The organism is Nocardia sp. NPDC052001, from assembly GCF_040680615.1.
Taxonomy (GTDB): Bacteria; Actinomycetota; Actinomycetes; order Mycobacteriales; family Mycobacteriaceae; genus Nocardia.
In genome coordinates, this window is the sequence record NZ_JBFAXC010000001.1 from 1,470,840 (window position 1) to 1,496,005 (window position 25,166).

The window sequence follows — 25,166 nt, forward strand, 5'->3', positions numbered from 1 at the left end:
CCGGAGTCGATCGGGGCCGAATAAAACATACCATTCAGGATTTTTTATCTGGAATGTCCCCTTTGTTGAGACTGTGACAGGCGGCCCCGGCCCGGGGTGAGCGGTACCGTGACCGGGTGACTGCGCAGGGGAAACGGTTTCTGGAAGAAGTCGCGGCGCTCTCGCTGCCGCGACGCGCGTCGGCCATTGCCCGGGAGGCACGCCGATTGGCCGGAACCCCGGAACTGGATCGGATGCTCACCGAGCTGTCCGGCGGGGACCGGTATGAACAATTGACCGCCATCCAGCTGGCCCTGATCGCGGGACATCGGAATCATCTACTCGGGCAATTGGATTCTCCGGACCCCGAATGCGCCGTGCGCGCGCTCACCGCGGTCGTCCGGCTCGGCGTCCCGCTCGAGGTGGTGGTGCGGGTACTGCCCGGACTGTCACAGCGAGCGCGCCGCGCCCTGGTCCGGGTATTGAGCCGGGGCGAGTGCTCGGCACTCGCCGATGCGCTGCTGCCGCCGACGCGATCCGCCTTCGGCGATATCGAGGCCGCGCGACTGCTGCCGTACTGCTCACCCGCGCTGGTGGCCGAGATGCTGCCGGAGCTCGCGTACGCGGTGCCGAGTTGGGCGGCGCTGTGCCGCACGCGCATCGGGGTCGTCCTGGACTATGTGGCCGAGCGCGCGCCCGCGGCCGGTCGGGATGAATGGCGGGAACTGTGGCCCCAGCTCACCGCGAGCGTGACCACGGCGGCGCTGTACGACCCGGATCGGCTGCTCGCGCTGGCCGCGCTCGCCGTCGAACATGTCTCCATCGCGGCGCTGCATCCGCTGTCGGGCAGGCTGGCCCGGCACGATGCGGCGGCCATGCGCCGACTGCTGTTGCACCCCAGCGGAAATGGGCGCGGACTGGCCGGACCGGCGCTGTGGCAGGCCATGCGGGGAAGCTCCGATGCCGAGCTGGGGGAGTTGTACCTGGCCTGCGCACCCGGTCAGCGGTATCGGTTCCTGCGCACGCTGCCGCCGTCCCGGCGCGCGGCCGTCGCGACCCCGGCTCTCATGCGCGCCGGTTTGAATCCGGGGGATGTCGATCTGCACACCCTCGACGCCCTGCCCGGTGCGGTGCGCGTCGCGCTCGCTCGGGAGCTGCTGGCCCGGCCGGGCGGCTCCGATGTGCCGGAGGTCGCCGAGCGACTGTCCGCTCGGCTGCCCTGGGCCGAGGCGAAACCCATACTGGCCGAATGTATTCGGCGACCCACCGCGCAGGAGCGCGCCACCGCCTACCCGCTGCTGGTGACCGCTGCCGTCGGTAGCCGCGACAGTGCCGTGATCGGTGAGCTCTTCGAGCTGCTGCGGCGACTGCGCAATGAACAGGAACCGGTGCGCCGCAGTGCTTTACAGGCCGTCCGCGCCATTCCCATGTCATTGCTCGCGCCGGCGCAGCTCCCGGCGCTCGAACAGGTGGCCACCGATGCCATGCAGGCGCGGGATCGGTCCTACTTCACCTCGGGCGCGATCGGGGAGCTGGCGCGGACGCTGTTGAAACGTGGTGCGCAGACCGGTGACAATTCCTATTCGGATGCGGCACTGCGTATTTCGGCCACTCTCGCCGAGACATCGACACTGCTGAACCTGTACGGGTTGCGCGAGAACCTGCCGCGCGGAGCGGAGCGGCGACTGTTCGAGGCGCTGCGGCCGCGACTGGAAGCCGATGCCGCGCGCGACCGGTGGCAGTTGACCCTCGCGCTGGCGACCGGCCTGGAGCGTCGCGCGTTCGCGGTGCCGGGGCTGCAGGATCTGGTGCTGCGCGCGTGCGGGGCGTCCGATGATTCGACCGTGCGCGCCGCGGCCCGATTGGCGCTGACCGATCCCGTTCGGCGCGATACGAATCTCGACGATATGCTGCGCCGCGATCGCTCGCTCATCACCGTGCCGGAGGTGGCCGAATTCATTGCCCGGCGTCGCACCGATCTGCTCGACGGACTGCTGCGCAAGGCTCCCACCGGGCGATTTCTGTCCTCGAAGATTCACTACGTGCCCATGTTCCACGCGGGATTCGACAACTGGACGACGGCGCACATCGACCGCTACGCCGGGCTGCTGGACGCCTATGCGCACTCACCGAAAGCCTCGGCCGGTGAGCGGGCGAACGCGATCCGCCAATTGGGCCGGCTGCCGGGGACTTTCGCGCGTGTGCAGCCGTATACCGCGTCCGAGGACGTCATCGTGTCCGAGGCAGGACTCACCGCGCTGGGCCGTTGCACCGAACCCGAGCGGGCCATCGCGGTGCTGGCCCGGCATGTGGGTGACGACCGTGCGCGGGTCGCGGTGAGCTCCATCGCCACCCTGGCCCGCCTGGTGCCGCGTCCACGACTCGGTGAAACCCTTGCGCCCCTGCTCGATTCGCCCAAGATCACCTCGGCGAAGGAGGGTGTGCGACTGCTCGCCACCCTGCGCGCACCCGACGCCGCCGCGATCATTCGTGAAGTGAGCGCTCGGCCGGGCGTACACCGGGATATCCGGCGCGCCACCGTCTTCGCCGCCGCCAGGCTGCTGGACAGCGACGCGTCGTGGCAGTTGCTGGCCGAGGCCGCGACCGACCCCGATGTCGCGGGCGCGGTCCTCGATATCTCCCCGTCGCTGCTCCCGGTCCCGCAGCGTCTTCGATTCGCCGCCTTCCTCCGCGATCTGGCGGCCGGACCCGACCACCGTGTCGCCGTCCAAGCCCTGGATGCCCTGACCAGGTGGTATCGCTGGTCCCCGCCCAACACCCGGGACGTCCTGATCGCCCGCCTGACGGACCTGTCCGAAATCGGCCTCTGGACCGCCGCCATGCGCGCCCTGCTCGCCGACGCGGCCGGAACGGGTCACCCCTCGGCGGTCGCGACCGCCGTGGAACAACTCCTCGCGCACACCGCCGACACCTTCCCCGACCGCGATCTCCCCGCCCGCCAACGACTCTCGACCCTGCTGCACTGGCTCACCCCGGTCCTGCGCAACAACGACCACGCCCGCCCCCTGGCCGACCGCGTCACCGCCCTGCTCACCCCCGACCCGCTCTGGCACGAACAGGCGATCGACCTGACCGTCGCCGCCCTGCGCTGGACCGAACCCGACCGAACCATCGCGGCCGTGGAAGCCCTGTCCCCCTTGGCAACCGGAGCCCTGACCACCTACCCGGCCCGCAGCCTCTCGGCCCGCCTCGGCTCACTCCCCGACGAAATCCCCACCGCCACCTGGCAACACATCGCCACCACCCTGGCAGCCTCCCCAACCGCACCCACCGCCCTGACAGCAGTCGACCTGATCGCCAAGTGCGGCACCAAGTTCGGCTGGACCCCACCCTGGTCCACCCTCCTGACAACCCTGCGCGCCCACCCCGCCCCCGACGTCCGCCGCGCCGCCCACAACACCTTCACCGCGCACGAGTAGGAAACCCGCGCGGCCGATCGGGCACAACGTCCGCGCTACACATCCGCGCGAGCGAGAGACTCGGCCTCCATCGCGGCAATGAAGTCGGCGATATCCGACCCGTAGATACCCCAGCTGTTCACACCGCCGAGCTCGACAAGCCGCAGCACGCCGTCGACGTCGACGCCGACATCGACGGTGACCATGGTGCTGCCCTGAGCCAGCATCCGCCCCGCCGCGGTCTCCGCGAACACCCGAACATGATCGGGGACCGGCAGATACGGCTCGGCCGGATAGGAGCTGCCGCAGACGAAGAGGCCATTGCGACAGAAACAGCGGTATTCACGCTCGAAGGTCACGACCTCGGACACCACGACGAGCTCATCCCGGTGCCGATCGTAAATGCGGAGCCAGTCACCCAACTCGGCGATCGTGTGCACACCCGCCGGAAACAGCTTGTAATTCGAATCGCTGCGCAGGAACACCCGATCGCCGTCGAACATGCGCCGAAGCGGTAGATCGGGAACCGCCGAGAACGGCACGAGAACTGCGGTGCGGCCGAGAAGGTCGTACACGTGCCGGTAGTAGGCCGAACAGCGCAGCGCCGCATAGTCATCGAACACCGCTTCGCCGAGTCGGGGTGCTCGGCGGAGCCGCGTCATTGTCGCCATCGTCCCGTACCCGACCAGCGTGCGACCTTCTCGAATGTCAGGCCATCGTCCCATCATCGCCTCGTGCGGTTCGACGATCAGCACATCGCCGAGCGCTGCCGCGACGACGGCCGCGCCGGGGAAGTCGTCGTCGAGATCGATGAGCCATTGCGGTCGCATGCACCGATGCTATTCGGGGTGCAGCCCGCGATGGGATCATCAATGGTGCAGGGCCATTTCGGTTCTGCCGAGTGTCATCGGGTGGTCGGTTTGCGCCCGAGTCGGGCATATGTCCAGCAAGTGGCGCAGGTCACAGTTTGGTAGCGGTTCGCCTCAATTGCTGCAAACCCTTTCCAGGTTCTTTAAAGAGTCTTTACGATTACGCCGTTCTGCCTAGCGTCGTGCTGTCACAGCCTCGCCCGTCGCTCGCTCTCGATGCCAGTACATGTTGACCGATGAACCGGGCGGCTTCCGCCGTACCGGCGAAGGAGAAATATGTCCACCGACACCGAACAGCCTCCCCGGACGTCGCTCCCCGGCCTCGCCGAGTTGGTACGCCATGATCTACCAGCCTCTTTGGTGGTGTTCCTGGTCTCGCTACCGCTTTCCATCGGCATCGCCGTCGCCGCCGGAGCACCGGTCGCCGCAGGTCTCATCGCCGCGGTAGTGGGAGGGGTGGTAGCCGGACTCATCGGCGGCTCCACACTGCAGGTCAGCGGCCCGACCGCCAGCCTCACCGTGGTGGTCGCCGAATCGATCAACCAATTCGGCTGGGCCGCCACCTGTTTCATCACCGTGCTGGCCGGACTGCTGCAGATAGTCTTCGGTCTCAGCCGCATCGCACGCGGCGCGCTGGCCATCGCGCCGGTCGTCGTGCACGCCATGCTCGCGGGCATCGGCGTGGTCATCGCGCTACAGCAGGTGCATGTGCTGCTCGGCGGCAATTCGCTCAGTTCCTCCTGGGACAGCCTGGTGGGATTGCCGCAGGAACTGCGCTCGGTGCACGGCGGCGACCTCGCGGTCGGCCTGCTCGTCATCGTGATCCTGGTGGGCTGGAAGCGATTACCCGCGCAACTGCGGGTGGTGCCCGCTCCGCTGGTCGCGGTGGTCGCGGCCACCGGACTGGCCTTCCTGCTGCCCACCCGCGTCGAGCACATCGTGCTCAACAGCTCACTGCTGGACGAACTTCGGCTGCCGCAGGTGCCGCACGGCAGTTGGGGCGCGGTCGCGCTGATGGCCGTCACCATCGCACTCATCGCCAGCGTGGAAACCCTGCTCTCGGCCGTGGCGGTGGACCGCATCCGCCAGAACTCCGCGCGCCGAACCGATTTGGATCGCGAACTGCTCGGGCAGGGCGTGGCCAATATGGTGTCCGGCATGATCGGCGGCCTGCCGGTGGCGGCGGTCATCGTGCGCAGCATCACCAATGTGAAGGCGGGCGCGCGCGGTAAAGCCTCGACCATGCTGTGCGGCTTATGGATTCTGCTGTTCTCGGTCGCGCTGGTCGGGGTGGTGCGCCAGATTCCCAAGGCGGCGCTGGCCGGACTGCTCATCGTGGTCGGCATCCAGCTCATCAAGCTCGCGCATATCCGGCGCGCCCAGCGCACCGGCGATCTGGTGGTCTACGCCGCCACCATCATCGTGGTGGTGTTCTGGAATCTATTGCTGGGCATGGTGGTCGGGCTCGCGCTGGCCTTCGCGCTGCTGCTGTGGCGGGTGGTCCGAATCGCGGTGCATGCCACCCAGGTCGACAGCACCCGCTGGCTGGTCACCGTGGACGGCACCTTCACTTTCCTGGCGCTGCCCAAGCTGACGGCCGAACTGGCCAAGGTGCCCACCGGCGCGGACGTCACCCTGGAGATGTCGGTCGACTTCCTCGATCATGCCGCCTGCGACGCGGTGCAGGAGTGGGCGCAGGAGCACCGATCTGAGGGCGGCACAGTGCAATTCGTGGAGGTGGGCAGCGTCCGCATGGCGGGTGCGACCGATGGCCCGCCCGCGCGCGGACATGCGCGGCACACCCTCAACGAGGTGCTCGGACCGTGGCGGCGTACGGGGGCCGAGGTCGATCCCATCGTCGCCGGGGTCGCGGCCTACAACCGCAGTCACGCGCATGTGATGCGCCCGCACCTGGGCGTGCTCGCCGATGGGCAGGAACCGGATTCGCTCTTCGTCACCTGTGCGGATTCGCGCGTGGTGCCGAATGTGATCACCAATAGCGGTCCGGGCGATCTGTTCACCGTCCGCAATATCGGCAATCTGATTCCGGCCGATCGGCAGGACGCGTCCATGGAGGCCGCGCTCATCTACGCACTCGACAAATTGGATGTGCGTTCGGTGGTGGTGTGCGGACATTCGAGTTGCGGCGCCATGGAGGCGCTGTATTCGGAGGCGGTCACCGGATCGGATCTGGACGGCTGGCTCGCCAATGCCCGTCCGAGTCTGGTGCGATACCGGCTCGGGCATCCGGTCGCGATGGCCGCCGCGGCCGCCGGATTCGGGCCGGTGGATCAGCTCGGCATGGTGAATGTGGCCGTGCAGTTGGAAACCCTCTACGCGCATCCCGTGGTTCGCCGTGGGGTGGTCGAGCGGGGCGTGGTGCTCTCGGGTCTGTTCTTCGATATCGCCTCCGCCCGCGTGGTGGAGGTCACGGTGGACGGAATCGCGGAGATCGGGGATGGCAGAGTGGCCGACATCCATGCGGGCGGTCTCCTGCAAACCGTCGGCGCTGGTCGATCGGCGTAGGCGGACAAGCTCCGGGCGTGAATCCGAAAGGGTTCACGCCCGTTTTACATTATGGCCTCGGTTTTCTCAGCTTTTACTAAGTCTTTACTTCTAATCTTGCTACAGCTCGTCCGGTGAGTCTGTGGCCAACGCTGTCCACAGCATCAATTCGATGCCCACAGAACATGTTCGACGCTTTCGGATCGATTCGATCCGGAGAAGGAGCCGAGATGTCTACCGACACCGATTCACCGCCAGGTAGAGCGGACCGCTGGTCCAGCACGCTCCTGCGCCACGATCTACCCGCGTCCATTGTGGTCTTTCTAGTCGCACTACCGCTATCTCTCGGCATCGCCGTCGCCTCGGGCGCCCCGATCGCCGCCGGTCTCATCGCCGCAGTGGTCGGCGGCGTGGTGGTCGGCCTGGTCGGCGGATCCGTCTTGCAGGTGAGCGGCCCGGCCGCCGGTCTCACCGTCGTGGTCGCCGAGACCATCAACCAATTCGGCTGGAAGGTCGCGTGTTTCATCACCGTCGCGGCCGGACTCCTGCAGATCCTGTTCGGACTCAGCCGCATTGCCCGCGCCGCACTGGCCATCGCACCCGTGGTGGTGCACGCCATGCTCGCCGGCATCGGCGTGACCATCGCGCTGCAACAGCTGCATGTGCTGCTCGGAGGGGCGTCGCACAGCACTGCCTGGAAGAACCTGGTCGAACTTCCCAATGAACTGCTGAACCTGCACGGCGACGACTTCTTCATCGGCGCCGTGGTCATCGCGATCATGCTGACCTGGAAGTACGTGCCCGGGAAACTGCGCGCGCTGCCCGGACCGCTGGTCGCCATCGTCATCGCCACCGGGCTGTCCATGGTGGTGCCCGGCAATGTGGAACGAATCGTGTTGAGCGGCTCGCTGTTCGACGCCATCGGACTGCCGGAGATGCCGTCCGGCGGCTGGGGCGCGGTCGCGCTCGCCGCGTTGACCATCGCCCTCATCGCCAGTGTGGAATCGCTGCTGTCCGCGGTCGCCGTGGACAAGATGCACACCGGTCCGCGCACCAATTTCGACCGCGAGCTGATGGCGCAGGGCGCGGCCAATATGACCTCCGGCCTGCTCGGCGGTCTGCCGGTCACCGGTGTCATCGTGCGCAGTGCCACCAATGTGCAGGCCGGTGCGCGCAGTCGCGCCTCGGCGTTCCTGCACGGCATCTGGATTCTGGTGTTCTCCGTCGCGCTCGTCGGGGTGGTGCAGCAGATTCCGAAGTCGGCGCTGGCCGGTCTGCTCATCGTGATCGGCATCCAGCTGGTGAAGCTGGCCCATATCCGCCTGGCCCGGCGCACCGGAGACCTGCTGGTCTACGTGGTGACCGTGCTCGCGGTGGTCTTCCTGAACCTGCTCGAGGGTGTGCTCATCGGCCTGCTGCTGGCGTTCGCGCTGCTGCTGTGGCGGGTGGTCCGGGTGAACGTCTCGGCCGATCCGGTGATCGGCACCGATCGCTGGATGGTCAGCATCGACGGCACCTGCACCTTCCTGGCGCTGCCGAAGCTGTCGGCGCAATTGGCGAAGGTGCCCGAGGGCTCCACCGTGCTGGTGGAGATGAGCGTCGACTTCCTCGACCACGCCGCCTACGAGGCCATTCACGACTGGGCCTCGCAGCATGAGAACACCGGCGGCCGAGTGGAATTCGTGGAACTCGGCTCCGCGCCGATGGCCGACGCGCTCACCGGTCCGCCGGTGCGCGGACGGTCCAAGGGGCTGCTCGACGAGGTGTTGCGACCCTGGCGCGAGGGTGAGGGTAATCCCATCACCACCGGCGTCCGGGCCTTCCACCGCCGCAACGCGCATGTGGTTCGCCCGCATCTGGACGAACTGCGCGACGGACAGAATCCGCACTCGCTCTTCCTGACCTGTGCCGATTCCCGCGTCGTGCCGAACCTGATCACCAATACCGGTCCGGGTGACCTGTTCACCATCCGCAATGTCGGAAACCTGGTGCCGCCCGACGGCCGGGACGCCTCGGTGGAAGCCGCGCTGTCCTTCGCACTGGAGGAGCTGGAAGTGGATCACGTTGTGGTGTGCGGACATTCGTCCTGCGGTGCGATGAAGGCGTTGCTGAGCGGGATCCCGGAAGGTCCGGGCCTCGGTGACTGGCTCGCCAATGCCGGATCCAGCGTGGATCGCTGGCATCGCGGCCATTCGGTCGGTCAGGCCGCCGCGGCGGCGGGCTTCGGCCCCGCCGATCAGCTGGCCATGGTGAATGTGGCGGTGCAGCTCGAGACGCTGCGCAACCATCCGGTGGTCCGAGATGCCATGCTGCGCCGCGGTGTCGCCGTCTCGGGTCTGTTCTTCGACATCGGCACCGCCCGGGTCATTCAGATCACCGCGAACGGCCTATCGGAGATCAGCGACCCCGACCTATCGGTCCTGGCCGCGTCCTCGATGAGCTGATCTGACACCCGCACTGTCGGCGACCGGCCGTAAGCCGGTCGCCGACAGTCGTTTTCGGCGATTGCGGCACCGCTCGGCCCTAGCACTGCCGTAGTGCTGTCCGTACCCTGCCCTTGCTCGGATTCGGCTGGGACGCAGTGCAATTGCCTCATCTACCCTGGAATCCCCGCCAGGGAGCAGGCAGATGAAGCGGTTTCTTTTCTTCCTCATGACGATCGTCGCGGCCGCGTCGACCTACGACTACGCGAAGGCGGCGAACCCCTATCCCGTCATCATCATCGCGGGCGTGGTCGCGGCGCTCTATCTGGCCGAGAAGGTGATCCGCCAACTCTAGCGGTTCACGAACGCCAAACACACGGTGCCATTGGCGGTTTCGTCGAACGAGCGCACCCCGCCCAATGCCGAATTGCTCATCGGCGGGCATTTCGAGGACTCACCGATGCCCACGATCGCGGTGACCCGATACAGGGCGCGCTCATCCGAACACGGCACCACATCCTTACCCGCCACACAATCGCCGACCCTGGCCGCGGCGATATCGATCCGGGGCTTGTCCGGGGTGAAGCGCAGCGAAACCAGGGTCACCGCGGTAGCGGCCAGAGCGATTCCGGCCAGTATGAGCGTCCATCGCATCCACGGCCGCAGCCCTGCCCGTGTCGTTTCCCCTCGATTCACGCGAGGAAGCGTAGACCGAAAGCTCCCGTAGCGCGCGCTCGGCCGATTGGCATATCTCGCCGTCTTACCGGCGAGATATGCTGCGGCTCAGTACTTTCGGATTCGGTCGGCCTGACTCGGTTTTCAGCAGGCCACTTCGGTGACCCGGGCGCCGTAGCGGGTTTCCGCCGCGCGCACCGCGGCCGAAATCGCCACCAGCGGCGGCACCCAGCGCGCCTCATCGGGTCCGATGCCCCATTCGGCCGCACCACCGGACATCGGCAGCGGCACCGTCGCACCCTCGGTGTGGACGATCGCCCCGGAAGCCCGCAGCGCCTCGATCGCCTTGGCCGCCTTACCCGCACCCACGACGAGATGAATCTCGCGCCGCTGCGCCCCGCGCACCTCGATGACCGGTCCGGACAGATTGTTCGCCCGCAGGAACCTGCGCACCCCGGCCGCCAGCGGCCCGGTGAGTTCAACAGCCGCGATCCGCTCATCGGTCACCAACCGGAGTCCCCCCGATGTCTCATCGACGTTCCAGCCGCGGTCGCGGTACTCCCGCACAACCTCCGACGAAACTCCCGAGGCAGCGATCGAAACCATTGCGGGCACGGTGTTCTCCTCTTCACCAGGTGGATCGAGTTCACGCGGCAAACCTCCGCGACCACCACTTTCACGCCGAACCCTGAGACCCGGATCCGTTGAGCCTGTGAGCTTCCTGCGTGAGCGTGGCCGCCGTCCGCACCAAAAATTCTGCGCGCGAACGTCGTTGTATACATCGCTCGTTGGTCGCCTTTCGTATCAACCTCGAGGAGGATCCGGCATGTTCCCGATCACAGACGATCTCGGGGGAGACCCTGAGGGGGAGTTCAGCGAATCCGCGGCGGCGGGAGTGGCGGCGCGCCTGCGGAGGGGGGTGCGGGGGTACGCATAGGGTTGAGGCCGTCCGCGGGAGCCTCGGTCGCGCCGCAGTGACATCCTGGTTGGTGAGCCCCTTCGGTGGCGGCTGGATCGGAGTCCAATGGAAATGGTTGCGCAGCCTCCTGTTCGGATCACTGTGGTGCCCGGAGCGCGACTGCTGGATCGGCAGTGGCTCGGGGAGCGGATATCCGATATGGGGATTTCCTGGGGAACCGGGGATTCCCGGGTGTCCGGGACGCTGTGGTGGTGCATGGCGGCGTCCTCGCTGGTGGACCCGATCGTGAGCGCGCAGGCCGCCGGACTGCCCGTGATGGATCCGGCGCTGGCGAGCATCGGGCTGCAGATGCGCCCGGACGGGGGAGTCGAGCGGGTGCTGGCCATGTGCGAGCTGGGTCCCGCGGACGGGTCGGGGGTGGGCGCGGACGATCCCGATGAGCTGGCGAAGGGTACCGGTGACCCGATCATGATGGGTGTCGGCGGCGATCCGATTCAGGTGGAACCGGTTGGGCATGCACTGCGGCATACCTTGTCCGCGGTGATTCCCGTGGTGGCCGAGGTGTCCGGTGCCGGGGTGGCGGCGCTGTGGGCGATCGTGGCCGACGCCATCGGCAATCGCGCGCTCGACGCGGGCGCGCAAGAAGTGGGATCGGCGCTGGCCAGGGAGGTTTCCGGACGGCTTCCGGTACCCCGGTTCAGTGATATCGGCGGCCGCACTTTTGTGCGCCGCATCTCGTGCTGCCTGGTGTTCGAGGCCCCCGGCTGCGAGATGTGCACGAGCTGCCCGAAACGTCCTGCGGCACAGCGCGAGGCACTGCTGGAGGAGTTGGCCGCCCGGGGGTGACACCCCGGCACCAGGTCCATCGGCACGCGGTCACAGGCGTGCCGATAGCATGGACCGGCCAGACATCGCGGGGGTTTCCCGCGCTTACGACAATGCCAAGGAGTGCACAGCCGTGACCACCACAGCCCCGAAGAGCCCAGTCGCCCTCGTCCGGGTGTCGGCCGGGACTACGGCGGGTGCCGCGGTGCGCGAGGCCGACCTGCCGAGCAAGGGACCCGACGCGGTCATCGTCGTCAAGGACGGCGAGGGCAATCTCAAGGATCTGTCCTGGATTCCGGAGACCGACGTCGAGGTCGAGGCCGTCACCGCCGATTCCGAGGACGGGCGCAGCGTGATCCGGCATTCGGCCGCGCATGTGCTGGCCCAGGCCGTGCAGCAGGAGTTCCCGGGCGCCAAGCTCGGCATCGGCCCGTTCATCAAGGACGGCTTCTACTACGACTTCCAGGTCGAGCGCCCCTTCACCCCCGAGGATCTCACCAAGCTGGAATCCCGGATGAAGAAGATCATCAAAGGCGCGCAGCGCTTTTCGCGCCGCGTCACCGATATCGAGGCCGCCCGCGTCGAACTCGCGAACGAGCCGTTCAAGCTGGAACTGATCAACGACAAGTCGGGCATCGACGATCCGGAGGTCATGGAGGTCGGCGGTAAAGAGCTGACCATCTACGACAACCTGGACCCGCGCACCGGCGAGAAGCTTTGGGGCGACCTCTGCCGCGGCCCGCACCTGCCCACCACCAAGTACATTCCCGCGTTCAAGCTGACCCGCAGCTCGGCCGCGTACTGGCGCGGTGATCAGAGCCGCGAGGATCTGCAGCGCATCTACGGCACCGCCTGGGAATCGCAGGAGGCCCAGGACCAGTACCTGCACCTGCTCGAAGAGGCCGAGAAGCGCGATCACCGCAAGCTCGGCCTGGAGCTGGACCTGTTCTCCTTCCCGGATGAGCTGGGCTCGGGCCTGCCGGTGTTCCACCCCAAGGGCGGCATCATCCGCAAGGAGCTCGAGGACTACTCGCGCCGCCGTCACACCGCCGCGGGCTACGAATTCGTCAACACCCCGCACGTGACCAAGGGCCACCTCTTCGAGGTCTCCGGCCACCTGGACTGGTACCGCGACGGCATGTTCCCGGCCATGCACCTGGACGCCGAACTGAACGACGATGGCACCGTGCGCAAGCCCGGCCAGGACTACTACGTCAAGCCGATGAACTGCCCGATGCACAACCTGATCTTCCGGGCGCGCGGCCGCTCCTACCGCGAATTGCCGTTGCGGCTCTTCGAATTCGGCTCGGTCTACCGCTACGAGAAGTCCGGCGTCGTACACGGCCTCACTCGCGTCCGCGGCATGACCCAGGACGACGCGCACATCTACTGCACCAAGGAGCAGATGCACGCGGAGCTCACCACCACGCTCCAGTTCGTGCTGTCGCTGCTGCGCGATTACGGCCTCGACGATTTCTACCTCGAGCTCTCCACCAAGGATCCGAAGAAGTTCGTCGGATCGGATGAGCTGTGGGAGGAAGCCACCGAAACCCTGCGCAAGGTGGCCACCGATTCCGGTCTGGACCTGGTGCCGGATCCGGGCGGCGCGGCCTTCTACGGCCCGAAGATCTCCGTGCAGGCCAAGGACGCGCTCGGCCGCACCTGGCAGATGTCCACCATCCAGCTCGACTTCAACCTGCCCGAGCGCTTCGAACTCGAATACACCGGCGCGGACGGCGCCAAGCACCGCCCGGTCATGATCCACCGCGCGCTGTTCGGTTCCATCGAGCGCTTCTTCGGTGTGCTCACCGAGCACTACGCGGGCGCGTTCCCGGCCTGGCTCGCGCCGGTGCAGGTGGTCGGCATTCCGGTCGCCGACGCGTTCGCCGAACACCTCGACGGTGTCATCGAATCGCTGCGGAATCACGGTGTGCGCGCCGAGGTCGACCGCAGCGATGACCGCATGCAGAAGAAGATCTTCAACCACACCGCGCAGAAGGTCCCCTTCATGCTGCTGGCCGGCGCCAAGGATGTGGAGGCGGGCGCGGTCAGCTTCCGTTTCCGCGACGGCACCCAGGTGAACGGTGTCCCGGTCGCCGAAGCGGTGGCGGCGGTGGTCGAGTGGATCGCGCACCGCGAGAACGACTCTCCGACGGCGGCGCGTTTCGAGAAGACGAACGGGTAGGGCATGACTGAACGTACGGCGGGCCTCACCGAAGATACCGCGGGGCTTGGGGATTCGGGTCCGCAGGCGATCGTCGACTGCGGACCGGGGGAACCGGATCGGTTGCAGCGGCTGTGGACGCCGTACCGGATGTCCTACATCACCGGCGCGACCGAGGAACGAAAGCCCGACGCGCCCAAGAAGACCGGGCACCCCTTCACCGACATCCCCGAGATGGCCGATGAGGACGGCCTGGTCATCGCGCGCGGCGAATGGGTGTACGCGGTACTGAACCTGTACCCGTACAACCCCGGCCACATGATGGTCGTGCCCTACCGCCGCGTGGCGAACCTCGAAGACCTCACCGTCGAGGAGAGCACCGAACTGATGGCCTTCACCCAGCAGGCGATTCGCGTGATGAAGCGCGTCTCGCGGCCGGAGGGCTTCAATGTCGGGCTGAATCTCGGTGGCGTTGCCGGAGGTTCACTCGCCGATCACCTGCACCAACATATCGTGCCCCGCTGGAGTGGCGACGCCAACTTCATTACCGTCGTCGGCGGAGTGAAGGTGATGCCACAACTGCTGCGGGAGACCCGGGCATTGCTGGCTGGTGCATGGAAGGAATCCGAATAGCGTGCTGAGCTTCTTCGGTCGCGAAACGTTCGCCAAAGCGACTGCGCCCCTGGGCAAAGCACTGGTGAGCACCGGACTGACGCCGGACGCGATGACGCTCATCGGCACCACCGCCTCGATCGCGGCCGCCGTGACGCTGTTCCCGTCGGGTCACCTGTTCTGGGGCACCATGGTGATCTGGCTGTTCGTCATGTTCGACATGCTGGACGGCGCCATGGCGCGCGCCCGCGGCGGCGGCACCAGATACGGTGCGGTACTGGACGCCACCTGCGACCGGGTGGCGGACGGCGCGATCTTCGGCGGGCTCGCCTGGTGGGCGGTCTACCACGAGAATTCCAAGATCCTGTTCGCCGCGACCCTGGTGGTGCTGGTGACCTCGCAGGTCATCTCGTACGCCAAGGCGCGCGCGGAGGCCAGCGGGCTCTCCGCCGACGGCGGCATCATCGAGCGGCCGGACCGCCTGGTCATCGGACTCGTCGGCGCCGGATTCACCGGTATCGGCGGCTATTTCGAGATCGAATGGCTGAGTTACGCGGTGTACGCGGCCATGTACATCCTCGCGGTGCTGAGCATCATCACCGTATTCCAGCGTGTGCTGGCCGTGCGCAATTCGCCCGGCGCGCGCGAGATCATCCCCACTGTGCCGAAAGCGCCGGAGGAACCCCAGCGGTGAGCAGCGATTTCACGTCCGCGATGACCGATAAGGCGTACGCGGCCGGGTGGGCGCTGGTGCGCGGTCTCCCGGAGGGTTTGGCGCGCAAGGGATTCGACGCCGGAGCCGATGCCGCCGCGCGCAAGGCGAATCGCAAGTCGCGGGCGGGGGAGCCGAATCAGTTGCGGCACAACCTCGCCCGGGTGATCGGCACGACACCCGACGCGGTGCCCGACGATCTGGTGCGCGCGAGCATGCGGTCCTACGCCCGCTACTGGCGCGAGGCGTTCCGCCTGCCCGGTATGGATCACGCCGAAATGGTGCGCTCGGGCAGGCTTTTCGTCAATGAGGTCGAACACCTCGAGGCCGCCCTGGCCGCCGGTCGCGGTGCGGTGCTCGCCCTGCCGCACTCGGGCAACTGGGATATGGCCGGGGTGTGGCTGGTGCAGAACCATGGCACCTTCGCCACCGTCGCCGAACGGCTGCAACCGGAATCGCTGTACGAGCGCTTCGTCGAATACCGCGAGAGCCTGGGCTTCGAGGTCTTCCCGCTCACCGGCGGTGAACAGCCGCCGTTCCCGCAGTTGGCGGATCGGCTGCGGAACAATCGCGTGGTCTGCCTGATGGGTGAACGCGATCTCACCGGTAAGGGCGTACCCGTCGACTTCTTCGGCGAGCGCACCTGGATGCCCGCCGGCGCGGCGAAACTGGCCATCGAGACCGGTGCGGCGCTCATCCCCGTGCACTGCTGGAACACCGTCGACGCGCAGGGCCGCGAAGGCTGGGGTTTCAAGACCGAAGCGCCCCTCGATGTTTCGGGCGGCGCGGCGGCGGCCACCCAGTTACTCGCCGATCGTTTCGCCGCCAATATCGCCGCCCATCCGCAGGACTGGCACATGTTGCAGCCGCTGTGGGAGAGTGATTTGTCGCAGTCGCGACTCGATCGCATCGCCGCGGTACAGCAGCAATTGGGGAATCAGCAGCCCGGCGTGAAGCAGAACGCCGACGGGCACAGGGGAGACGGCGCGCTATGAGAATCGGCATGGTCTGCCCGTATTCGTTCGACGTTCCGGGCGGGGTGCAGGCGCATGTGGTCGAACTCGCGCAGGTGCTCATCGAGCGCGGGCACAAGGTGAGCGTGCTCGCGCCCGCCGCCGATGACACCCCGCTGCCCGACTATGTGGTGTCCGCCGGGCGCGCGGTCGCCATCCCGTACAACGGTTCGGTCGCCCGGCTCTCCTTCGGCCCCACCGCCTACACCCGGATTCGCCGCTGGATCGCCGAGAACGATTTCGACGTCCTGCACATTCACGAGCCGAACGCGCCCAGCCTGTCCATGCTGGCGCTGAAGATCGCCGAGGGGCCGATCGTGGCCACCTTCCACACCTCGACCACGAAATCGCTGGTGCTCAGTACTTTTCAGGGTGTGCTGCGGCCGTACCACGAGAAGATCAGCGGCCGGATCGCCGTCTCGGAACTGGCCCGGCGCTGGCAGGTCGAGGCGCTCGGCGGTGACGCCGTCGAAATCCCCAATGGCGTGGACGTTCCCGCCTTCGCGCACGCCCCGCTGCTGGACGGCTATCCGCGCGCGGGCGGCACGGTACTGTTCCTGGGCCGCTACGACGAACCCCGCAAGGGCATGGACGTACTGCTGGGCGCACTGCCCGAGTTGGTGCGCCGCCATCCGGCCATCGAAGTGCTGATCGTGGGCCGCGGCGATGAGGAGCGATTGCGCCGCGAAGCCGGTGAAAATGCCTCGCACCTGCGCTTTCTCGGACAGGTCTCGGATCAGGAGAAGGCGTCGGCCATGCGCAGCGCCGATGTCTACTGTGCGCCCAACCTCGGTGGCGAGAGCTTCGGCATCGTGCTGGTGGAGGCCATGGCCGCCGGAACCGCCGTGGTCGCCAGCGATCTGGACGCCTTCCGCCGGGTGCTGCGCGATGGCACCGCGGGCATGCTGGTCCCGGTCGGGGATTCGGATCTGCTCGCCGCGGCCCTCGATAACGTGCTCACCGATGCCGGACGCCGCGAGGAACTCATCCGCACCGCGAATCAGGTTGTCGGCGAATACGACTGGCCGGTCGTCGCCGAGCAGATCCTGCGCGTCTACGAGACCGTCACCGTCGGCGATATGCGCGTGCGGACCGCCGGATGATCACTTTCTCCGCCACCACGATTCTGGTTCTCGCCTTAATCGCGGCCATTGTCATCACCATTGGCGTCTGGGCCTACACCACCGCCAATCGCCTGGACCGCCTGCACGTGCGCACTGATCAGGCCCGGCACGCCCTGGACGCGGCGCTGGCCCGGCGCGCGGTGGTGGCGCGTTCGGTGTCCGCACTGCTCGGCCCGGACCAGACCGAACAGGCGCGGCGCCTGGCCGCCCTCGCGGGCCGCGCCGAGCGCGCCGACTGGCAGGACCGCGAACCCATTGAAAACCAGCTGGCCGCAGCGCTTTCCGCGATCGATATCGATCAGCTGCCACCGCAGATCGTGGCGGAGCTGGCCGATGCCGAGGCGCGCGTGCTGATCGCGCGCCGCTTCCACAATGACGCCGTGCGCGACACCCTGGCGCTGCGCACCCGCCGCCTGGTGCGCATCCTGCACCTGGGCGGTACCGCGCCGCTGCCGACGTATTTCGAGATCGCCGAACGGGTAACCGCCGCAGCCTCAACCGGGCTGGACGTCGACACGGTCCGGACATCGGCGCGAGTTGTATTGCTGGACGAAGAGAATCGCGTATTGCTGCTGCGTGGTCGCGATCCGAAAGTCCCGGACGTGGAATTCTGGTTCACCATCGGCGGCGGCGTCGATCCCGGGGAATCATTGCGCGAAGCGGCTATCCGCGAGCTATACGAAGAAACGGGTTATCCCGCAGACTCTTCCGCCTTGCGCGGACCGCTGTGGCGGCGTGTGGCGGTGTTTCCATTCAATGGCGAGCTGATTCGCTCGGAAGAGTTGTTCTTCGCGCTGCGGGCAAAGAACTTCGAACCGAATCCGGCGAAACTCGATTTCATCGAGCGGCGTTCCATCACCGGTAATAAATGGTGCACCCCCGAGGATATCGCGGCCATCGACGCGGCGGGTGAGACCGTATACCCGTATCACCTGGATCAGCTGCTCAGCGAGGCGATCAGCGCCGCGGACGGCGATGTCGATCCGGAAGTCCGCTCCATTCGCTGAATTCTCCCGAAACGCCGAACGCCACCGTGGATAACCGGGGTTATCCGTGGTGGCGATCGGTCCATGAGTTAAGGGCTTCGATTGTCCTCGAGCCCGATATGGGTTGCTGATTCAGATCAGGATACCCAGTCCAGCGAGGAATCCGCCTACGGCAGTGGCGACGCCGATACCGAAGAGGCCGAGAAGTCCGAGCAACATGATTTCTTTCCTTTCGTACTTTCCGCGGAGCGCGGATACACGGTTAATCTCACGCAAACCCGGATGTGTTTCAGGAATTTCTGCGAAAAGTACAAATAGGCGTTTGACCGGCCCGATGTGAACGGCATCACACCCCGGAATGGGATCCGAACCCGCGCGGGTCCGCTGGATGGGACGGGTGTGCCGAAACGGACGGCTGGAACAGGCCCGCCGAGCTACCGTGAGCCGGTCAATGTGAGCGGTGAAGGACTCGGAATGAAGTTGATGTACGCCCTGTGGGGCGCGGATCTGGACGAGCGGCTGCACGCCGCCGAGCTACGGCATCGGCTGGCCGATATCGGCGCCACCGAATTCCAGATCAATGTGCGTGATTCCGATGTGGCCGCGGCACAGGTCAAGCACAGCACCTACGAACACCCCATCGACGCGATCGTGAGCGTGCGCACCCGGGGCGGGCATGAACCCGTCACCGCCGCACTGGGGTCGGTGGCCGATGAGGTGAACGGCTGGACCGTCGATGAGCGCACCCCGATCATTCCGCCCAGGGTCGGCAATGGTGAGCGCACCGACGCCCTGGCCAATTTCGCGCTGCTGCGGATTCCGGACGAGCTGACCCGCGGGGAATGGCTGCACCGCTGGCATGATCTGCACACCCCGGTCGCGATCGACACCCAGGACACCTTCGGGTACGTGCAGAACACCGTGCTCGAGCCGATCACCCCGGGTAAGCGGGTCGACGCCCTCGTCGAGGAACTCTTTCCCATGGCGGCCATGACGAGTGCGCACGCCTTCTACGGCGCGGGCGATGACGATGCCGAACTGCAACGCCGTGTCACCCTCATGATGGAAAGCGTCGTGCGATTCGGCGCGCATCAGAACCTGGATCTGGTCCCGACCAGCCGGTACGTGTACGCCCTGGGCTGAGTGCCCACCCCTGCGCCACCTCATCGCATCCGGACACTCCGGACAGTCGATTCGTCACGCGGCAACCATTGAGACAACCATCACTCATACTGCTTCGTGACGATCTCCGTCCTCGTGTGTCTAACACTGTGAAGCGATGAGGAGGTGCTGGGACCATGCCGGAAGCGGCGCTCACAGGTGTGTCCGACGATGCCACCCTGGCCGCGCGCGTCCGTGACGGCGATATCCGCGCCTTCGAACAGCTAGTTCTCCGCTACGAGGGCGCCATGTTCCGGCTGGCCTCGCGGATGCTGGCGGATCGGGCCGAGGCGCAGGACATCGTGCAGGAGGTCTTCCTGACCGCCTGGCGGCGCATCGGCCAACTCCAGGACGATGCCGCCTTCTCGGGCTGGCTCTACCGCATGACCACCAACCGCTGCCTGAATGTGCTGCGCTCGCGGCAACTTCCGGTCGACGCCGATCCCGATGCCGCCGAATCCCCGCGCGTGGAGACCCGGCCCGAACACGCGGCGCAGGTCAACGGCCAATTGGAGGCCTTGACCGCGGCCCTGGGGCAGCTCACCCCCGAACAACGAGCGTGCTGGCTGTTGCGCGAGGTGCACGGCCGCTCATACGAGGAAATCGGCGAGATCGTCGGCGCGAACGCCACCGCGGTACGCGGTCGCATCGCGCGGGCCCGAGCCCAACTGGCGGAGGTGATGCAGCCATGGCGGTGACAGATATCGATACCGAACCGGACTACCTGCTGCCCTGCGGCCGGGCATTGGACAGCGTGTGGGATCGGCTCGACACCGTGCAGAACGGTGGCGGCGACGCCCACGAGGCGAGTTGCGCGCACTGCCGGACCGCGCGCGAGAGTCTGCTCGGATTGCGCACCGCGACCCGGGAGCTGATCAACGAACCCGATCCGCCGCCCGCGGATCTGGTGGAGCGCATCATGTCCGCGGTCCGCGCGGAGCGGCGGCGCGGACAGGTGCTCGGCCTGGCCACCCCGCATCGGGGCACGGTCGCGGTGAGCGAACAGGCCGTCGCGGTGGTGCTGCGCTTCGCGGCCGACAGCGTGGCCGGGGTGCGGGCGCGACGCGTGCGCCTGCGGCCGGTCGGGGTCGGACCCGACGGTGAGACGGTCGTGCACATCTCCATGACCATCGCGGTCGAGGTGAACGGCGAAGGCGTGCAGGGGCTGGTGCCGCAGGTGCGCGAACGCGTCACCGCCGCCGCATCGGCTCGTACGGGCCTGCTGGTCGGGCGGCTCGATATCGCGATCGTCGACGTCTATCAGGAGGGCGGGCGATGACCGAGAGTGTGTCGATGACGGGGAATGCCGCCGATGAACGCGACGCGCCACAACCCGCCGGACCGGCCGCCGCAGCGGTCGACGCGCTGCGAAAAGCCGGTGAAGGTACGGATGTGGTTGGCTCGCAACGAATTCCAGCGGGAGGGTCGATGAGTTCCCGGCGCGCCGAACTGGTGGTGGCCGATCCGGTGGTGGCCGGCGTCGCGGTGCGAGCCGCGCTGGATGTGCCCGGGGTGGTGCGCGTCGAACATGGCTTGCGTGGCCTGGTCGCCGCGTTCAACCGGGCCGGGAAGCAGCTGTGGAGCGGATATGAGCTCGCCTCGACCAAAGGCGTTCGCGTGCACCGCAATGGCGGAGTGCTGGCCGTCGATTTGGAACTGTCGATCGCGGCCGGACAGCATGCCGGGGCGATCGGGGCCGAGGTACAGCACGCGGTGATGCGGACCGTGCGCGCGCAGACCGGGGTGCGCGTCGACGAGGTGTCGGTGACCATCATCGATATCGAACCGGAGGCCCGATGAAAGCCCCCGCGGAGCTGATCGACAAGATCGCCGAGGCGATCTCGGCGCTCGACGGCCTGGAACCCGAACCCTCGATCACCGGCGGCCTGCCCTGGCCGAGCCGGAACGCGGCGATCGACTTCATTGCCGGAACCATCGAAATCCGGGTGCTGGCAACGGCTTTGCCGCTACCGGCGCTACTCGACCGCCTGGCCGAGGCGGTGCGGCCGCTGCTGGCCGATACGCCCTGGGCCGATGCCACCATCCGCATGGTGGTCACCCACCTCGCCGCGAGTGCCTTCGAGGCCGCGGCCCCCTGAGTTCCCGTTTGATCCGTTTCAGCACAAGCGAATTGGAGGCAGGCATGACTACGACCGCAACCGATAAGAGCAAGAGCGAAACACCGGCCGACACCGGCAGAAAGACCGTGCCGGCGACCAAGAGCGAGCTGCACAGCGATCAGGGCAGCACCACCATCGCCGATATCGTGGTGCAGAAGGTCGCGGGCCTGGCCGCCCGCAATGTGCGCGGCGTGCACGATCTGGGCGGCGGCACCGCGCGTGCGTTCGGCGCGATTCGCGATCGCATTCCCGGCGCGTCCGCCAGTGTGGGACAGGGTGTTTCGGTCGAGGTGGGAGAGACCCAGGCCGCGGTCGATCTGGAGATCGTCGTCGAATACGGCGTCGCCATCGCCGAATTGGCGCGTTCCATCCGCCGCAGCGTGATCACCGCGATCGAGCAGATGACCGGACTCGAAGTGGTCGAGGTCAATATCAATATCAACGATGTCTACATCCCCGAGGACGACGACACGTCCACCGCCGCCACCCGCGTCCAATAGTGCCCGCCTCGTAGAGGAGTCGCAGATGAACGCCACATCGATATGCCTGGCCGTCGGTATCGCGCTCGGATTCGCCGCGGCCTTCGGCGGTCTCGGCGCGTTCGCCATCGTGCTGGTGTTCGCCGGGCTGGGACTGCTGGCCGGACGCTGGCTCGACGGTGAGATAGATCTGTCCGGATTGCTGCGATCGGTCCGGGACCGGGGCCGGCGATGACCGAGGCCGTCGTGCAGGAGCCCGCGGGCCGGACGACGGTGAGTGATCGTGCCGTACAGCGCATTGCCGCGCGCGCCGCACAGGAAGTCGACGGGGTGCGCGGGCAGGTCACGGTCGATGCCCGGGTGACGGGTGATTCGGCGGTGCTGTCGGTGCGTTTGCCGGTCCGGTACCCGCTGCCGGTGGCTCGGATCGCGGAAGAATGCCGCGGACATCTGATTCGGCGCACGGCCGAACTCGCCGGACTGACGGTGACGGGGCTGGATATCTCCATCTCGGAGATGGTGGTCGAATCACGGTCCGCGACACCTGATGCCGTGGTTGCGAGGGTGCGATGAGGCGCCTGCCACGCCGGGTGGTTCCGGCCGTGCTGCTGGCGCTGACCCTGCTGACCCTGTGCGTCGTCGCGGTGATCTCACTGTCCGAACGCCTGCTCGGCCGTACGGAATTGGTGTCCTACGACGCGGTGGCGCGGCGACTGCGCGCCACGCATTGGAATGATGCCCTGGTGCTGGGCGCGGGTATCGCGATCGCCGCGGCGGGACTGGTACTGCTGCTGGTCGCCGTGGTGCCCGGACGCCCGGTGGTGGTGCCGCTCGAAGAACTCGACGGTATTCCCGCCGGGATTTCCCGCCGGGACCTGCGCGCCGCACTGCGCCGTGAAGCCGGTTCGGTACACGGCGTGGAATCGGCCCGGGTCAGCATGGGCGGCAAGCGGATTCACGTCTCGGCCGCGACCGGCCGGGCCGAGACCGCCGGGCTGGACAGTGCCATGCGCGATGCCGTGACCGGGGCCCTGGACCGAATCGCACCGGCGCGGCGCGCACCGGTGCGGACCCGACTGCGATCGCACCGGCCGAAGGAGCGATAGATGACCGAACTCAATCGTCCCGCTCGCCTGAACCGGGCGGTGCTCGCCCTGGCGGGTTTGGCGCTACTGGCCGCGGGCGGATACGCGATCGCCGCGAATCGCGGTGGAATCGGCTGGGTCGACGCGGACGGAGCGCTGGTTCCGGGCACCGGCGCACCGCCGGACTGGGTATTGCTGGCCATCGTGCTGGGCGCGGTGGTGCTGGGCGTGCTGTGCCTGCGCTGGTTGCTCGCCCAGGTCTTCCGGCTGCCGCGCGCGGTGGAATGGGAACTGTCGCACGGGAATTCCGCCGGGGCGACGCTGCTGGCGTCCTCGGTCGCGGCCGATGCGATAGCCGCCGATATCGAGCGCTATTCCGAGGTTCGCGAGGTTTCGGCCGTACTGTCCGGGCCGGGCAGCGCCCCCGATCTGCATCTCATCGTCACCGCCGAACCCGGTGCGGATCTCACCGCTCTGCGTCGCCGTATCTTCGGCGAGGCCGTCCCGCGCCTGCGTGAAGCGCTCGAGGTCGAGATCATTCCGGTCAGCATGGAACTGCGTTTCGCCGAAAAGCCCGCGCGCACAAGCTGATTCATCAGGTGTGCGCCGGGCCTCTAGGCGATGCGATTGTGTGCCGGAGAATCACTGCGACTGTGCCAGCGACTCGCAAATGCGACTTCATCTGCGACACGCAATCCGACTGCGGCTCCGATTGAAGCCACGACTGATGTCACGACGAACGTCACGACTTTCGATACGACGTTAACGCTGCTCGGCGGCGACCACGCGTTAGCCGAAGGACGAACTGCGCACCGGCCCCGGTGAATTGAGCCTGGTGCGGGGGCCGCGCAACCAAGTGTCCCGGGTGGCGGCGATGAACGCGGTGAAATCGCCATCGGAGTCCGGCGGGGTTTCACCGTCGCCGGTGTCGGGCGTTCCCTCCGCCCGCACGATCTCCGCCGCGAGTTCATCCTCGGACCGGGTGTCGGGCTCGGCCGTCGCGCCGTCGATGCGCAATCCGGGCGACCACGGATCGTTGATCCGTTGCACCAGCAGTCCGGTGATATCCGCGCTGACGGCGGGCGGGCGGGTCCAACAGGTGGCGTGCTCGAACAGGATCTGGCCATCGGCGCGCTCATCGAGTGTGCGGACCAGATCGTGGTCCAGTTCGCTCAGGTCGTAGGCCACCACCAGAGTGTCGGTGGCACCGGGCGTGTACGGCAGGGTGGGCAGGCCGAGCAGCTGCGCCGCGGCCAGGCCGAGAACGCGATCGGCGCGACCCGGCAGCAGCGCAACCGATCGCGGCTCCCGCCCGGTGGCCGACAGGGTCAGCGTCACTCGGTTCAGGCTGTATCGGCACAGCTCCGGACCATCGCCGAGATAGGCCCAGCGCCCGGTCATTCCGGCGGTGAAACCGTACGGCGACAGGGTGCCGAGGTATCCGCCCGTCAGGGTGAAATGCCAGCCGCGTAGATCGGTCCGGTCCAACGGCGTGACGGTCCGGGCGCTATCGGAGCGCTCGAGCATGCGCGCCACGCGATCACGGGCGAACAGCCACCGCTCATCCTCCGGCGGCGGCAGCGTCGCGAATTCCGCACGGGCGCGGTCGAGATCACCGGACAGGATGGCGTTGTAGATCAGCAGATAGCGATCCGGCCAGGGCCGCAGCGTCGCCTCGTGCGCGAGCAAAGTCTCGACGGCCTCGTGGTGCCGGTATTCATCCTCGAACGCGGTCACGAGTTCATTGAGCGCGAGCGTGGACGCCGGATCGAGTCGCAATGCCTCGCGCAGTACCGGAATGGCCAGGAACGAGATACCGCGTTCGATGCATTCGTAGCCGAAAGTGGTGAGCGCCTTCGCATTCGAGGGCAGTTCGAGTGTCGCCTCGGCGGCCGCGGCCAAATCCTCGAAGTCGACGGCGCGGGCGAGCGGAGCCGCGATGGCGGCGAGTTCGTGCAGCGGTGTGTGATCCGCGATCGGGCGCAGGGTGCGCACCGTTCCCGGCACATCGCCTTCCGCGAGTAGCTGCCGGGCCTGTTCCAATTCTTCAATCATCGTGATCGATCTTGGGTCGTCCCGCCGTCGCGGGCAAACCG

At 67.2% G+C, this 25,166-nt stretch carries 25 protein-coding genes; 21 read left to right on the top strand and 4 right to left on the bottom strand.

Annotation, left to right across the window (positions count from 1 at the left end; genetic code table 11):
* The first annotated feature begins 116 nt into the window (after positions 1 to 116).
* Entirely contained in the window at positions 117 to 3,419 is a 3,303-nt protein-coding gene (locus AB0L82_RS06940; RefSeq protein ID WP_364632159.1) for a hypothetical protein, read from the top strand.
* 35 nt (positions 3,420 to 3,454) lie between these two features.
* Here AB0L82_RS06940 and AB0L82_RS06945 read toward each other — a convergent pair whose 3' ends face one another.
* Positions 3,455 to 4,228: an ATP-grasp domain-containing protein gene (locus AB0L82_RS06945; RefSeq protein ID WP_364632162.1), complete on the bottom strand. Its 774-nt coding sequence runs from the start codon at positions 4,226 to 4,228 to the stop codon at positions 3,455 to 3,457.
* 315 nt (positions 4,229 to 4,543) lie between these two features.
* Between AB0L82_RS06945 and AB0L82_RS06950 the strand changes: the two genes are divergently transcribed.
* The 3 genes from AB0L82_RS06950 (at position 4,544) to AB0L82_RS06960 (ending at position 9,550) form a co-directional block, all read left to right on the top strand.
* A complete protein-coding gene (locus AB0L82_RS06950) occupies positions 4,544 to 6,793 on the top strand; it encodes a SulP family inorganic anion transporter (RefSeq protein WP_364632165.1) in 2,250 nt (749 codons plus the stop codon).
* A 209-nt stretch (positions 6,794 to 7,002) separates the two neighbouring features.
* Entirely contained in the window at positions 7,003 to 9,216 is a 2,214-nt protein-coding gene (locus tag AB0L82_RS06955) for a bifunctional SulP family inorganic anion transporter/carbonic anhydrase (protein ID WP_364632168.1), read from the top strand.
* A 184-nt stretch (positions 9,217 to 9,400) separates the two neighbouring features.
* The gene (locus tag AB0L82_RS06960; RefSeq protein ID WP_364632171.1) at positions 9,401 to 9,550 is read left to right on the top strand and encodes a hypothetical protein; all 150 of its coding nucleotides are present in this window, start codon (positions 9,401 to 9,403) and stop codon (positions 9,548 to 9,550) included.
* Here the strand turns inward: AB0L82_RS06960 and AB0L82_RS06965 are convergent.
* Together AB0L82_RS06965 and AB0L82_RS06970 are read right to left on the bottom strand one after the other, a co-directional pair.
* Positions 9,547 to 9,891, bottom strand: a complete 345-nt coding sequence (locus AB0L82_RS06965) for a hypothetical protein (protein WP_364632173.1) — start codon at positions 9,889 to 9,891, stop codon at positions 9,547 to 9,549. The genes AB0L82_RS06960 and AB0L82_RS06965 overlap by 4 nt on opposite strands.
* Positions 9,892 to 10,014: 123 nt before the next feature.
* A complete protein-coding gene (locus tag AB0L82_RS06970) occupies positions 10,015 to 10,476 on the bottom strand; it encodes a hypothetical protein (protein WP_364632176.1) in 462 nt (153 codons plus the stop codon).
* A 457-nt stretch (positions 10,477 to 10,933) separates the two neighbouring features.
* On the opposite strand from AB0L82_RS06970, the gene AB0L82_RS06975 reads away from it, so the two are divergent.
* The 17 genes from AB0L82_RS06975 to AB0L82_RS07055 all read left to right on the top strand — a co-directional run bounded on the left by AB0L82_RS06975 (position 10,934) and on the right by AB0L82_RS07055 (position 23,661).
* Positions 10,934 to 11,635, top strand: coding sequence for a (2Fe-2S)-binding protein (locus AB0L82_RS06975; RefSeq protein ID WP_364632178.1), 702 nt, complete (start codon positions 10,934 to 10,936; stop codon positions 11,633 to 11,635).
* A gap of 112 nt (positions 11,636 to 11,747) precedes the next feature.
* On the top strand, positions 11,748 to 13,799 hold the full coding sequence (gene thrS / locus AB0L82_RS06980; RefSeq protein ID WP_364632180.1) for a threonine--tRNA ligase: 2,052 nt from the start codon (positions 11,748 to 11,750) through the stop codon (positions 13,797 to 13,799).
* A 3-nt stretch (positions 13,800 to 13,802) separates the two neighbouring features.
* Entirely contained in the window at positions 13,803 to 14,411 is a 609-nt protein-coding gene (locus tag AB0L82_RS06985; RefSeq protein ID WP_364632183.1) for an HIT domain-containing protein, read from the top strand.
* A gap of 1 nt (position 14,412) precedes the next feature.
* Entirely contained in the window at positions 14,413 to 15,084 is a 672-nt protein-coding gene (gene pgsA, locus AB0L82_RS06990; RefSeq protein WP_364632185.1) for a phosphatidylinositol phosphate synthase, read from the top strand.
* Positions 15,081 to 16,097, top strand: coding sequence for a phosphatidylinositol mannoside acyltransferase (locus AB0L82_RS06995; protein WP_364632187.1), 1,017 nt, complete (start codon positions 15,081 to 15,083; stop codon positions 16,095 to 16,097). The genes pgsA and AB0L82_RS06995 overlap by 4 nt, the downstream gene beginning before the upstream one ends.
* Complete coding sequence (locus AB0L82_RS07000; protein ID WP_364632188.1) at positions 16,094 to 17,218, top strand: glycosyltransferase family 4 protein; 1,125 nt, start codon at positions 16,094 to 16,096, stop codon at positions 17,216 to 17,218. The genes AB0L82_RS06995 and AB0L82_RS07000 overlap by 4 nt, the downstream gene beginning before the upstream one ends.
* Entirely contained in the window at positions 17,218 to 18,246 is a 1,029-nt protein-coding gene (locus AB0L82_RS07005; protein WP_364632830.1) for an NUDIX hydrolase, read from the top strand. The genes AB0L82_RS07000 and AB0L82_RS07005 overlap by 1 nt, the downstream gene beginning before the upstream one ends.
* A 453-nt stretch (positions 18,247 to 18,699) precedes the next feature.
* Complete coding sequence (locus AB0L82_RS07010; RefSeq protein ID WP_364632190.1) at positions 18,700 to 19,368, top strand: hypothetical protein; 669 nt, start codon at positions 18,700 to 18,702, stop codon at positions 19,366 to 19,368.
* Between the two features lie 155 nt (positions 19,369 to 19,523).
* Positions 19,524 to 20,084: a sigma-70 family RNA polymerase sigma factor gene (locus tag AB0L82_RS07015; protein ID WP_364632192.1), complete on the top strand. Its 561-nt coding sequence runs from the start codon at positions 19,524 to 19,526 to the stop codon at positions 20,082 to 20,084.
* On the top strand, positions 20,075 to 20,665 hold the full coding sequence (locus AB0L82_RS07020) for an Asp23/Gls24 family envelope stress response protein (RefSeq protein ID WP_364632194.1): 591 nt from the start codon (positions 20,075 to 20,077) through the stop codon (positions 20,663 to 20,665). The genes AB0L82_RS07015 and AB0L82_RS07020 overlap by 10 nt, the downstream gene beginning before the upstream one ends.
* A complete protein-coding gene (locus AB0L82_RS07025) occupies positions 20,662 to 21,186 on the top strand; it encodes an Asp23/Gls24 family envelope stress response protein (RefSeq protein ID WP_364632195.1) in 525 nt (174 codons plus the stop codon). Before AB0L82_RS07020 ends, AB0L82_RS07025 begins: the two co-directional genes overlap by 4 nt.
* A complete protein-coding gene (locus AB0L82_RS07030) occupies positions 21,183 to 21,485 on the top strand; it encodes a hypothetical protein (RefSeq protein WP_364632197.1) in 303 nt (100 codons plus the stop codon). The genes AB0L82_RS07025 and AB0L82_RS07030 overlap by 4 nt, the downstream gene beginning before the upstream one ends.
* Positions 21,486 to 21,529: 44 nt before the next feature.
* Positions 21,530 to 22,006 carry an Asp23/Gls24 family envelope stress response protein gene (locus AB0L82_RS07035; protein ID WP_364632199.1) on the top strand — a complete coding sequence of 159 codons (477 nt, stop codon included), beginning with the start codon at positions 21,530 to 21,532 and terminating at the stop codon, positions 22,004 to 22,006.
* Between the two features lie 25 nt (positions 22,007 to 22,031).
* The gene (locus AB0L82_RS07040) at positions 22,032 to 22,220 is read left to right on the top strand and encodes a hypothetical protein (RefSeq protein WP_364632201.1); all 189 of its coding nucleotides are present in this window, start codon (positions 22,032 to 22,034) and stop codon (positions 22,218 to 22,220) included.
* A complete protein-coding gene (locus AB0L82_RS07045) occupies positions 22,217 to 22,558 on the top strand; it encodes an Asp23/Gls24 family envelope stress response protein (protein WP_364632203.1) in 342 nt (113 codons plus the stop codon). Before AB0L82_RS07040 ends, AB0L82_RS07045 begins: the two co-directional genes overlap by 4 nt.
* On the top strand, positions 22,555 to 23,091 hold the full coding sequence (locus tag AB0L82_RS07050) for a DUF6286 domain-containing protein (protein WP_364632204.1): 537 nt from the start codon (positions 22,555 to 22,557) through the stop codon (positions 23,089 to 23,091). Before AB0L82_RS07045 ends, AB0L82_RS07050 begins: the two co-directional genes overlap by 4 nt.
* Positions 23,092 to 23,661: an alkaline shock response membrane anchor protein AmaP gene (locus AB0L82_RS07055; protein WP_364632205.1), complete on the top strand. Its 570-nt coding sequence runs from the start codon at positions 23,092 to 23,094 to the stop codon at positions 23,659 to 23,661.
* A gap of 198 nt (positions 23,662 to 23,859) precedes the next feature.
* On the opposite strand, the gene AB0L82_RS07060 is transcribed toward AB0L82_RS07055, so the two are convergent.
* A complete protein-coding gene (locus AB0L82_RS07060) occupies positions 23,860 to 25,125 on the bottom strand; it encodes a hypothetical protein (RefSeq protein ID WP_364632207.1) in 1,266 nt (421 codons plus the stop codon).
* Positions 25,126 to 25,166: the final 41 nt, after the last annotated feature.